At 32.2% G+C, this 11,918-nt stretch carries 11 protein-coding genes and 1 pseudogene; 10 read left to right on the top strand and 2 right to left on the bottom strand.

Features of this window, described 5'->3' with window-relative positions:
- The first annotated feature begins 50 nt into the window (after positions 1-50).
- Entirely contained in the window at positions 51-992 is a 942-nt protein-coding gene (locus tag ITJ86_RS13730; RefSeq protein ID WP_195872223.1) for an NAD-dependent epimerase/dehydratase family protein, read from the top strand.
- Between the two features lie 192 nt (positions 993-1,184).
- On the opposite strand, the pseudogene ITJ86_RS17545 reads toward ITJ86_RS13730, so the two are convergent.
- Together ITJ86_RS17545 and ITJ86_RS13740 are read right to left on the bottom strand one after the other, a co-directional pair.
- Positions 1,185-1,406: pseudogene (locus ITJ86_RS17545) on the bottom strand (endonuclease domain-containing protein); the annotation flags it as partial.
- 311 nt (positions 1,407-1,717) lie between these two features.
- A complete protein-coding gene (locus ITJ86_RS13740; protein ID WP_195872224.1) occupies positions 1,718-2,467 on the bottom strand; it encodes a hypothetical protein in 750 nt (249 codons plus the stop codon).
- A 541-nt stretch (positions 2,468-3,008) separates the two neighbouring features.
- Between ITJ86_RS13740 and ITJ86_RS13745 the strand changes: the two genes are divergently transcribed.
- The 9 genes from ITJ86_RS13745 to ITJ86_RS13785 all read left to right on the top strand — a co-directional run bounded on the left by ITJ86_RS13745 (position 3,009) and on the right by ITJ86_RS13785 (position 11,916).
- Positions 3,009-3,395, top strand: a complete 387-nt coding sequence (locus ITJ86_RS13745) for a hypothetical protein (RefSeq protein WP_195872225.1) — start codon at positions 3,009-3,011, stop codon at positions 3,393-3,395.
- Between the two features lie 680 nt (positions 3,396-4,075).
- Positions 4,076-4,921 carry an ABC transporter permease gene (locus ITJ86_RS13750; RefSeq protein ID WP_195872226.1) on the top strand — a complete coding sequence of 282 codons (846 nt, stop codon included), beginning with the start codon at positions 4,076-4,078 and terminating at the stop codon, positions 4,919-4,921.
- A 346-nt stretch (positions 4,922-5,267) separates the two neighbouring features.
- Positions 5,268-6,497 carry an ABC transporter ATP-binding protein gene (locus tag ITJ86_RS13755; protein ID WP_195872227.1) on the top strand — a complete coding sequence of 410 codons (1,230 nt, stop codon included), beginning with the start codon at positions 5,268-5,270 and terminating at the stop codon, positions 6,495-6,497.
- A 15-nt stretch (positions 6,498-6,512) separates the two neighbouring features.
- Positions 6,513-7,586, top strand: coding sequence for a DegT/DnrJ/EryC1/StrS family aminotransferase (locus ITJ86_RS13760; RefSeq protein WP_195872228.1), 1,074 nt, complete (start codon positions 6,513-6,515; stop codon positions 7,584-7,586).
- On the top strand, positions 7,583-8,281 hold the full coding sequence (locus tag ITJ86_RS13765; RefSeq protein ID WP_195872229.1) for a WbqC family protein: 699 nt from the start codon (positions 7,583-7,585) through the stop codon (positions 8,279-8,281). The genes ITJ86_RS13760 and ITJ86_RS13765 overlap by 4 nt, the downstream gene beginning before the upstream one ends.
- On the top strand, positions 8,278-9,084 hold the full coding sequence (locus tag ITJ86_RS13770) for a sulfotransferase domain-containing protein (RefSeq protein WP_195872230.1): 807 nt from the start codon (positions 8,278-8,280) through the stop codon (positions 9,082-9,084). The genes ITJ86_RS13765 and ITJ86_RS13770 overlap by 4 nt, the downstream gene beginning before the upstream one ends.
- Positions 9,077-10,093, top strand: a complete 1,017-nt coding sequence (locus ITJ86_RS13775; RefSeq protein WP_195872231.1) for a glycosyltransferase family 2 protein — start codon at positions 9,077-9,079, stop codon at positions 10,091-10,093. The genes ITJ86_RS13770 and ITJ86_RS13775 overlap by 8 nt, the downstream gene beginning before the upstream one ends.
- Positions 10,093-11,034, top strand: a complete 942-nt coding sequence (locus tag ITJ86_RS13780) for a sulfotransferase family protein (RefSeq protein WP_195872232.1) — start codon at positions 10,093-10,095, stop codon at positions 11,032-11,034. The genes ITJ86_RS13775 and ITJ86_RS13780 overlap by 1 nt, the downstream gene beginning before the upstream one ends.
- A 96-nt stretch (positions 11,035-11,130) precedes the next feature.
- Complete coding sequence (locus tag ITJ86_RS13785; protein WP_195872233.1) at positions 11,131-11,916, top strand: glycosyltransferase family 2 protein; 786 nt, start codon at positions 11,131-11,133, stop codon at positions 11,914-11,916.
- The last annotated feature ends 2 nt before the right edge of the window (positions 11,917-11,918 follow it).

An 11,918-nucleotide genomic window follows, 5' to 3' on the forward strand; every position in this document is an offset into this window, starting at 1 on the left:
TTAGTATATACCCTAATAATTCCAATTAAAAAAATAAATATTAATTATTAATGACAAACATTTTAGTTACCGGCGGTGCTGGTCAGTTAGGGAGTTCAATTGCAGCAAAACTAGCGTTAAAAGAAGATGTAACAGTTATAATTATAGATAACCTCTCTACCGGTGAGAAATCAAAAATTCCAATTAGAGATAATATCAAATTTATAAAGGCAGATGTTAATGACTACAATGATATTATGTCCATATTTGCAACGTTTAAATTTGATTATGTATTTCATTTTGCCGCTGTTGTTGGTGTTGAGAGAACTTTAGAAAACCCCATAAATGTTCTACATGATATAGATGGTATAAAAAATATACTATCATTATCTAAGAACGCTTGTGTAAAACGTGTTTTTTATTCGAGTTCGTCAGAAGTGTATGGTGAGCCTTTTGAGATTCCACAAAATGAAAATACCACTCCACTTAATTCGAGACTACCTTATGCTATCGTAAAAAATGTTGGTGAAGCTTTTTTTAAAGCCTACCAAAGAGAGAATGATTTAGATTATACGATTTTCCGTTTTTTTAATACCTACGGCCCTTATCAGAGTAATGATTTTGTAATGCCAAGATTTGTGAAATTAGCAATGAACAATGAGCCGATACCAATTTATGGAGAAGGAGACCAAACACGTTCATTTTGTTATATTGATGATAATATAGATACTTGTCTTAATGCGTTGGACGACGACAATTACATAAATGAAGTTCTTAACGTGGGTAATGACGTGGAGATCAGTATACTAGAATTGGCTCATAAAATTATTGAACGAACCGGTTCAGAATCTAAAATTACTTTTCTTCCATCCTTGAAAGAAGGGGATATGACAAGAAGGTGTCCTGATATTACAAAAATGAAGAATTTACTAGGTAGGGAATTGATATCTTTGAATGAAGGCATTGATAAAATGATGAATCACTATAATTTGTATACCACTCAGAAAGCTTAGTGATTAAGCTGCTTTTTTTTGTATTTTTCGGTAAAAAGAAAAGCCCCTAGATGAGATTGTTTCTTTAAAATTGAGATAGAATATTTATTACTCAGTTTTAAAATTAGATCGTATTTTACTTAAAACAGACGAAAGGCCATCAAAAACCATTTTGTTCTTAAAATGAATGACTTTGTAGCCTAAACGTTCTAATTATTGGGTTCGTTTATTGTCATAGTCTTGAGCTTTGGGATTATTGTGGATTTCACCGTCTAGCTCTATGATTAGTTTTTCTGAAGGGCAATACAAATCGACTATGTAATAGTTAATGCTGTGTTGTTTTGTGAAGCGTCTGTTGTTTAATTGTCTTGCTTTTAAATGTTTCCATAATAAGGCTTCTGCAGGTGTTAAGTTTTTTCGCAGTGCTCTTCTGTATTCTTTTAATTCTTTTTTGGTGTGAAGTTTTTATTTTGGCATGTTTAAAATTATGGAATATTTTTTTCTTGGTAGAACTCCCTTTTCTTCACCTCGTGTCTCGGTGAATTTGTCCCGTGCCGGCTCGCCCCATCGCTAAAATAGTCCAGTGGACTATTTTTATACGCTCACTCGTCCTCTTTAAAAAAAAGAGGGGATCGGGTGCGGGTGCTGGGTGAGGTTATTCTATTTGATTTGGTTTTCTGTGTTTTGAATTTTTAGACATAAAAAAAGCTGCCTGAAAAGGCAGCTTTTAAAATGGGTAATTGTGCTTACAGCACCTCTATTAACTGAAGCGCATTGAAGGCTCCGTTGTTTAAGGGGTATTGTATGCTGTTTACTTCTTGAAAGAATGCTACTTTTAGGAAGTAAAACTGATTTCCAGTACCCGATGGGACAGCTGTTGGTGTTAAGGTTACTGTGGATGCGATACCGTTAATTGGTAAATTAACGATAGGACTCACTTGCAACTCCTTGTTACCTGAACTGAAATCGAGATCTAGAAATCCTGCACTGAAGCTAACATGTGTTGCTCCTCCCGGAATCCCTAAGTCGTGATTTGGGGTTAGGTCTACAATGGTTACTTCTCCGGTAGTGCTATCTAATGTAAAATCAGATCGCAGCACGGAGCTTAGCTGTGCATTATTATTGAAGTCGAAGCCTATTAAATGTGCTCTTCCTTCTGGTGTTGCTAGGCCAATGGCTACTTGCCGTTGACCACGTACGGACGTTATGTCCGAATTCTTAACTTTACTCATCACTTGAGTTAAACGTGATGTGACACGATTGTCTTTAGCATCAGCTAATAAGTTAATGATTGCACGACGCAGTATTTTACCACTGGTTGCACAATGTCCAAATTCTGAACCATTTTCTCGGGTTCTTGCAAATGCAGGGTCGCTTTTAATACGATTTGCACTTACACCACCTTTGGTTCTTACTAAATACCCTTCTTTGCCCTTGTAAAAGGTAAGGTCGTCCAGGGTTTCTTCGACCTTTATTAAGCTTTTTAACTTCGCCATAATTATGGGGTTTAAAAATTATTAATAAAAATTCATACCAGTACTTATTGTAAGAACTTCGATTATCATTGGCGCCTTATTGAGCACGAGGTTGATACTTTGACTACTGATATGACAAATTTAGGTGGAAGCTAAGGGCGTTTTTTTTGATATTTCCGAATTAGGACTTGATTTGTATTTATTGCCGATATTGTCTTTTATTGCTGATTTTGCTCTAGTGAAATTTAGTTGTATCTGGGTTTTCATACACTCATCATACATTATCTATACACGATCTATTCACCATCTATACTCTAGCTATATATTATTAAGTTGCCAATTTGACTTAAATTGTTCTATAATCATACGTTGAATTATGAGGTTTTTGTTTTTGGTCTAGATAAGTATCGTATTCGATGAAATGCATTAGTTACATATATGTAGTATATTTTCTTACTTATAACTACGCTTTATCGAAAATTAATGTTTTTAATAGTCTGAAATACAGTGGATTTTATAAATTGTAGCTAATTAATTTTATTGAACTTTAAACAGCCCCCAAATGGAAAAGAAAAAATTATTTTTAACCTCAACAGATGTGCAGCAAATCACCGGATTAAGTATGCGTACTGCACGAAACATTATGCAATTTATACGTGATGAACGCCAATTAGGAACTCGCCAATACATTCATATTTATGATTTTTGTTCCGTATTTAACCTTCCTGTAAATGTTTTATTTGATTATTTGAATACAAACATTTATCATAAAGGACCTATTGATGATGAAGCTTTAAGACGTGACTATCAAAAAAAATCTTTAGAAGATGGTTATACAAGTTATTTACAACATAAAGATTTTGAGATTTGTATGACAGCTAAGGATTTGAAGAAGCATTTAGGTTCGGATGAATTAGATGAATTGGATGATGAGAGTGAGGTTGCTTGATTTGAACTCCCCTTTCTTCACCTCGTTCCTCGGGAATTCATTCCCCTCTTTAAAAAAAGAGGGGAGCTGGATTAGGTTGTTGTTTTTGGCATTGCTTTATGCTTAATACTTTTTTTGAATATTTAAACTTCTTAAAAAAAAAAGAGGGGAGCTGTGAAAGGTTGTTCTATTTAGCATTGGATATTGGGATTTTACTTTTTTATTATTTATATTTTTCTTAAAAAAAAAGAAAGAGCATTGTAGTAGGTGGATTATTTATTTTGTAGCCTGCTGTTACTTTTGAAATTCTTTTGCCTTATAATAGGAATCCGAAAGTTTGTAGTTTATAAAACTTATTTTGGTCTCCTTTATGAGCTCCTCCCTTTAGAAAAAAGGAGGTGGATGAACCGCCGTAGAAGGTTTAGACGGTGGGTTTGAGTTTATTTATTTTATAAGTCTTCACCTCTTAGAACTCCCCTTTCTTTACCTCGTGCCTTAGTGAATTCTTTCCCCTTTTTTTTAAGAGGGAATGGGAGTTGGATCTGGGTGAGGTGCTCTTTTTAGTGTTTTTTTAGTAGTGATTTTGCCGTGGTATTGTTTCTGTGTTTTTATTCCTTATTCTGAGTTTTAGATTGTTAATGGAATTAGTATATTAGCCCAATTGAAAAAAAGGGTGTTTTCCTTAATATTTTAAACGTTGCATGGCCTTAGAAACTCGAGTTTACCAGAAAGAACGAACCATTAAATTTGGTGCGCTTTTAAAAGCGAGCTTAAAAGACATGTTTCAATCGCGTTTTTTGGCGCGTCAATTGGCAGAACGCGATATAAAAGCGATGTACCGCCAATCTTATCTAGGGATTGTATGGGCTTTTATTATGCCTATAACTACAGCTGCTGTATGGGTTTTCTTAAATAGCACTGGTACCATTAAATTAACTGATACTGGAATTCCATACCCTGTTTATGCCTTTTCTGGAACTTTGATTTGGTCTATTATTGTGGAGTCTATTAATTCGCCAATGACCAGTACGCAAGCTGCCAAAGGAATATTGACTAAAATTAATTTCCCAAAAGAAGCCTTATTGCTCTCAGGTATTTATAAATTGTTATTTGATACATGTATTAAAATACTCATATTAGTAGCATTCGTACTGCTTTATGGTGTGGGTTTACAATGGAGCTTACTGTTGTTTCCAATTGCTATTTTGGGTGCCATTATTTTTGGAACTACCGTAGGTTTGTTTTTAACTCCATTAGGCCTTTTGTATAAAGATATTGGTAAAATTATAACTTTTGGAATGCAGTTTTTAATGTATGTAACTCCTGTGGTGTATGCGATTCCTAAAACTGGCATTATGAAAACAATAATGACCTATAATCCTATTACTCCGATTCTGTTAACCGCTAGGGATATGGTTGTTGGTTTTACACCAGACTATCTCAATTATTTTTTAATCGTGTTAGCTGTTTGTATTCCATTTTTGTTTTTAGGGTTAATTATTTATCGTATTTCAATTCCTATTATTGTGGAACGGTTGAGTGCGTAGATGGGTGTTGGGTGTTGAGTTGTTTGTTGTTGAGTTGGAGAAGTTGGAAGTTGGAAGTTTGAAGTTTGAAGTTGGAAGTTGGCAGCACGAAGTCAAATCCTTCTGTTTGCCTAGTAGGTATGGAGGTCTTTGATTTCTTAAAGTGAAATTAAATCCACCTTCCTAGTGAAAAGGATGAGATATTGGAATATAGGATTTGAAGAGAGATTTGAGTTTGGATGAGTAAAACCCTTCCGTCTTTGATTTTTTTAAGTGAAATCAAATCCACCTTCCCTTATGCATAAGGGAAGAGCTGGGGAGAATTTTTAAGATAAGGTATATAGATAGGAAAGATTAATAGATTTAGATGTCTGATAAAAATGAAATAGTAGCTGATGGTGCTGTCCTTGTTAAGGTTGAGGGTTTGAGCAAAAAGTTTTGCAAAGATCTTAAAACTAGCCTTTGGTATGGATTAAAAGATTTGGTGAGTGGCGTTTCTGGCTCAACGGAAGACAGGTTATTGCGGCCAAAAGAGTTTTGGGCAGTAAAGGATATTAGTTTTGAACTGCGACGTGGTGAGTGTTTGGGTTTAATTGGGCATAATGGAGCAGGTAAAAGTACTTTGTTAAAAATACTTAACGGTCTTATAAACCCAGACGCAGGTAAAGTCACCATGAAAGGTCGTATTGGTGCGTTAATAGAATTAGGCGCTGGTTTTAACCCTATTCTTAGCGGCCGAGAAAATATTTATAATAATGGTGCTATATTAGGCTTTAGCCGAAAAGAGATTGATAGCAAGTTAGAGGCTATTATTGCTTTTGCAGAATTAGAAGACTTTATAGACATGCCTGTACAGCATTACAGTTCTGGTATGAAAGTACGTTTAGGCTTTGCCGTAGCCGCTCAAATGGAACCTGATGTGTTGATTATTGATGAAGTGTTAGCTGTTGGAGATTTAGGCTTTATTTTGAAATGTTTTAAAACTATTGATACTATTTTGCCACACACTGCGGTAATATTTGTTTCACATAGTATGCCTATGATATCTCGTATTTGTAGTCAAATTGTTTTGATGGACCGTGGGGAATCAAAATTTCAAGGAGGTGATGTAGGAAAAGCAATAGATTTATATTATAATAGGTTTGCCATAAATGAAAGTTCAGTGGTGTATACAGATTCATGTATAGAGTTAAATCACAGTGCTGTTTTAGCAGAAAAGTATGAAAAAAACATAGCTCAATTACCTTGGAGAGAAAAGCTTGAATTTTTATTTGAATTTAATATTTTGGCACCAATTAAAGACTATGAATTTTTTATAATTATTATTGATAAAGAACAGCGACCAGTGGCTCGTTTTAAGCAAAACAACTTTGATTTATCGCCGAAATCAAATTCTTCTGTAATATCTTTTAAAGCTTCTCATAATGATTTACAACTGTCAAAAGGGGTGTATTCAGTTAATTTAGCAGTAAGAGAACGAATGAGTAAAAATCCAGTTTATAGAATTAATGGAATTTTACCATTTCAAATTACGGATAAAGATGAAACTTGGGAGCCTTTTTTGTTAACTTCAAGTTTTGAATCAATCTCTAATTAAAGCGTAAGTTATTTTATGATAAACGTCACCAAAACATTTTTACCTCCACAAGAAGAGTACAATGCTATATTAAAGAGTGCATGGGATACTGGTTGGATGACTAATAGAGGTGTTTTGGTTCAAGAACTCGAAGCTAAACTAAAAACATATTTAGGAATCTCAAACATTATAGCGACTACTAATGGTACGTTGCCTTTGCAAATTGCTATAAAAGCCTTAGGATTAACTGGCGAAATTATAACCACTCCTTTTAGTTATGTTGCGACGACGAGCAGTATTGTTTGGGAGGGGTGTAAACCTGTTTTTGTAGATATTGATCCTGAGTATTTAACGATAGACGAAACCAAAATAGAAGCTGCTATCACAGCAAAAACATCAGCTATATTAGCAACCCATGTTTTTGGGAATCCTTGTGCTATAGAAGCTATAGAAGTCATAGCAAAAAGACACGACTTAAAAGTTGTTTATGATGCTGCCCATTGTTTTGGAGTGACCTATAACGGACAATCTATTTTTAATTATGGCAACGTTAGTACCTGTAGTTTTCATGCGACAAAGTTGTTTCATACCGGTGAAGGAGGTGCCTTGTTTGCTAAAGATGAGACATTACATAATAAATTTTTTTATCATCATAATTTTGGGCATGATGGTCCAGAAGCTTTTCAGGGTATAGGTATTAATGCTAAGATGAGTGAACCACAAGCTGCTATGGGTTTGGCTGTGTTACCTTATATGGGTGAAATTTTAGAAGAACGAAAACATATTGCTGAGACTTATAATGCTGCCTTTAAAGACACTACGCTTAAATTATTTAAAATTAGAGAAGGGGCTCGTTGGAATTATAGTTATTACCCTGTTGTTTTTAAAGATGAAGCCGAACTTTTGCGTGTAAAAGCAGCTCTAAACCAAGCCGCTATTTTCCCTAGGCGTTATTTTTATCCTAGTTTAAATACTTTGGACTATGTTGAAAGCGTATCCTGTCCTGTTTCAGAGTCTGTAGCTTCTAGAGTTTTGTGTTTGCCTTTGTATCATGGGTTACAGCCTTTAGAGGTAAAATTAATAACAAAAATAATATTAGATACATTATGAAAGTAGCTGTAATGCAACCATACATATTTCCTTATATAGGCTATTTTCAGATGGTTAATGCTAGTGATATATTTGTTTTTTACGATAATGTAGATTACATTCAAAGAGGCTATATAAATAGAAATAACCTATTGTCAGGTGATGGCAAACAGTATTTTACAGTTCCTGTAAAAAAAAGTAGTTTGGGGACGAAGGTAAATGAGGTTGTGATAAGTGATTATGGCAAGTGGAAAGTTAAGTTTCTAAAACAAATTAAATTTACTTATTCTAAAGCTCCATTTTTTAATGATATTTACGATATTTTAGAGAATTTTTTAGAGAATAAAAAGTATGATAAAATAAGTGATTTCTCATTAGAATCTGTTATAATGATAAGTAATTATTTAGAAATGCGGAACCAATTTGCATTTAGTTCAGAAATAGAAGGATTAAGTGAATTTGACGATAAGGTCGAAAAACTTGAACATATTTTAAATAATTATAAGGCCAGTGAAATTATATTACCACCGGGTTCAAAAGAATTATATAAATATTGGGAGCCAATTAATGCTAAAAAAAGTACATTAAAAGCCCCTGAAATTAAATACAAGCAGTTTAATTTTCAATTTGTAGAAAATTTATCCATTATTGATGTGTTAATGTTCAACGAGATTGAAAAAGTTAAGTCGTTTATAGAAAATGTTAATTATCAATGAAAACAATAACAGGAATTCATGGTGTGCCAAGATCCGGGACATCTTGGTTAGCTCAAATTTTTAATGCATCTCCAGAAGTAAGATTAAAATTTCAACCATTGTTTTCGTATGCATTTAAGGAGAGACTTGATGAGTTCTCATCTTCTAAAGATATCACTGATTTCTTTGATGGCATATACAATAGTGATGACGACTTTATTAATATGAGAGATACTGACTTACTTAAAGGTTATCCTCAGTTTAAAAAAATGGAAGAACAGCAGCATTTAGTTTTTAAGCATGTTCGTTACCACAATGTTTTACCAAATTTAATGAAGAACCATAGCTATTTAAAACTCATTTTGGTTATAAGAAACCCTTTGGCTGTATTAAGCTCATGGAAGAACGCCCCAAGGGAATTTGACAAATCATGGGACTTTCTTAAAGAATGGAAGTTAGCGCAGCTAAAAAATACGGATAGGGCTGATTATTTTGGGTTTGATAAATGGAAGGTGGTAACTGAGATGTTTTTATCACTAGAAAAATCTTATCCAAAACGGGTTAAATTAGTTACGTATAAATCTATGCTTTCTAATACTTTAGAGGTGTCAGAAGAGTTATATAAATTTGCAGGAATAACTTTTGGGGAACAAAGCAAAAACTTTATTGAGGAAAGTAAAACGAAACAAGTCAATCACCCAAATAGCGTTTTTAGAGTTAAAATTAATGATGAAGCTTATAAAAATGATATATCCATAGATATCCAAGATGAAATTATTCAAAATTTAAAAGGGACAAATTTAGAGCGCTTTTTATATGAATAAGCAAACAAAACCACTTGTTAGTGTAAGCGTGGTAACCTATAATCATGCTAATTATATTAAACAATGCTTAGATGGTATTTTAATGCAAAAAACCACATTTCCTTATGAGATAATATTAGGGGAAGATGATAGTACTGACGGAACTAGAGCAATTTGTAAAAATTATGCAGAACGTTTTCCAGTTAAAATTAGATTGTTTTTACGCTCTCGAAAAGATGTGATTAAAATTAACGGAAATCCTACTGGGCGTTTTAATTTTATGGAAAATTTAAAATCTTGCCAAGGCAAATTCATTGCACTATGTGAAGGTGACGATTATTGGACAGACCCATTAAAGTTACAGAAGCAGGTAGATCTTTTAGAAAGCTCTCCGAATTTGGTTGCTTGTCATCATTGGCAAAAAAATGCAGTCCTACAGGAAGGTTTATTTATAGAAAAAGATGCACCAAAAAAAGGTCATGGTTATTTTCCTAAAAAAATAGCTACAGTAGAAAATATTTTTTCTAATGAGATGCGAGTGAAAACACGTACGGTTATGTTTAGGAATATAATTGACCCAAATTTTTTTCCTTATTGGTTCTCTGAAGTTGCTTTTGGAGATGTGCCGCTTAGTTTTTTACTAGGTAAACATGGTGATTTTGGTTTTATAGATGAAGAAATGGCTGTATATAGATTAACAGGAAATGGAGTTAGTACTGCAGGATTAGAGGAGTTAGGTAATAATCAATTTTATGTTCAGCATTTTAAAAACTGGATAGATATATGGGATTTTGCAGATAAGCATTATAATTACAAGTTTCATAAGCAAGCTTCAAAAACTGTGATAAGTTTTTATCGTATCATTGAATCCAATTTACCAACGAAAATGTCTTCTTTTCTACATATTATGAAGTTTAATCTATTAGAGAGGAGAATATCTCTATTCAAATCTTTTACAGCGGCAAAATGGTTGTGTTTACAATACTTTAAAAAAAATAGGGTAAAAGTTAAAAAGAAAATTAGATATTAATGAAAGAAGAAAATTTAATATTTTTAATCTCTCAACCTAGAGCAGGTTCTACTTATCTTCAAAATTTGTTATCAAATAATAATGAAACTAACACGTGTAGTGAACCATGGTTGCTATTATATTTTGCTAATCAATTTAAGCCTAATTTATTCGAAGCAAAATTTGATAATAAATTAGCTAAAACTGCTTTTAATGATTACCTAGAAAAATATCCAAGTATTAACTTTAATAACGAACAAAAGTCCTTTTTATTAAACTTATATACTCCTCTTTTTGATGGGTACAAATTTGCAATTGACAAAACCCCGAGATATTGGGAAATAATGGATGAGATTCAAAATCTATTTCCTAATAGTAAAATAATTATTTTAAAACGCAATCCATTAGACGTAGTAAAATCCATTATCAATACTTGGAATATAAATTCAATATCTGAATTAAATTATTACAAAAGAGATTTATTATTAGCTCCCAAAAAAATACATGCTTTTTGTAAAAACCACAGAGATAATCCTAATATATATGCTCTACGATACGAAGATTTAATTAGAGATACAATTGTAGAGATAAAAAAAGTATATAAGTGGATAGGTATTGCTTATCAAGTAGAAGTATCTGATACAAGTAATAATCAAAAGTATAAAGGAAAGTTTGGAGATCCCTATCAAAACTCAGAGAAATCCTATTATCAGGTTAAAACAGAATTTAAACAAAAAACATTAAATAAAACATTTAAAGATTTTTTAATAGGTTATGAAAATTATTTAGGTTCTGAATTTTTATTGGCTTATGGGAACTATGAACTAACTGAAGCAAAACAAAAACAGACCAGAGCATATAATTATTTTATGCACATCCGTACGGATGGTCGGAAGAGAATTCATTTGAAAAAAGAATTCTCTTACCTATTGAAAGAAATTTTTTACAGGTTATTTAAATAAAATTTACTAATATTAAAAATATAACAGATAACAATTGTTTAGCTAATATGTTTATTAATACTAGTGATTCTTTAACATCATAAAAAGGAAACTTTAATGTTGATATCAATAATTACGATAAATTATAATGATTTAGAAGGTTTGCAAAAAACAATGAAAAGTGTGTTGGGGCAAACCTATACCGATATCGAATATATTATAATTGATGGAGGTAGTGAAGATGGTAGTAAAGCTTATATAGAAAGTTGCGAACAAGATTTAGCTTATTGGGTAAGCGAACCAGATAATGGGATTTATAATGCAATGAATAAAGGAATTGCTCATGCTACAGGAGACTATTTGCTGTTTTTAAATAGTGGTGATTGGTTACTTGATGATTTAGTTATAGAGAATTTCGTAAATTTTATTCCAGTAGAAGATATAATTTATGGAAAAATTAAATGGATAAAAGAACAAAAAATATGGGATGATGATTTTTCAAATAAAATAACCTTCAAGTATTTTTCTAAGGCTTCTCTTCCTCATCAAGGTAGTTTTATTAAGCATAAATTATTTAGAGAGATTGGAAATTATGATGAGAAACTAAAGATTACTTCAGATTGGAAATTTTTTGTTTTAGCTATTTATAAATATAATTGTTCATTTAAACGTATTAATATGTTTATCTCTATGTGTAATCGAGACGGTTTAAGTTGTCTTCCAGAAAGTTGGCCTTTAATTTTGAAAGAACGAGAAGAGACTATGAAAACTTATTTTCCTGCATTTTATTCTGATTTAGCGATTTATGAAAATGTTGAAGAAAAATTGTTAACTAAAATTCATAAGTTAAAAAGAAATCAAAGATTTTGGATTTCTAAGGCTCTTATTAAAATATTTAAATAATT

This window comes from Winogradskyella marina, assembly GCF_015645385.1.
In the GTDB taxonomy this organism is placed as follows: domain Bacteria; phylum Bacteroidota; class Bacteroidia; order Flavobacteriales; family Flavobacteriaceae; genus Winogradskyella; species Winogradskyella marina.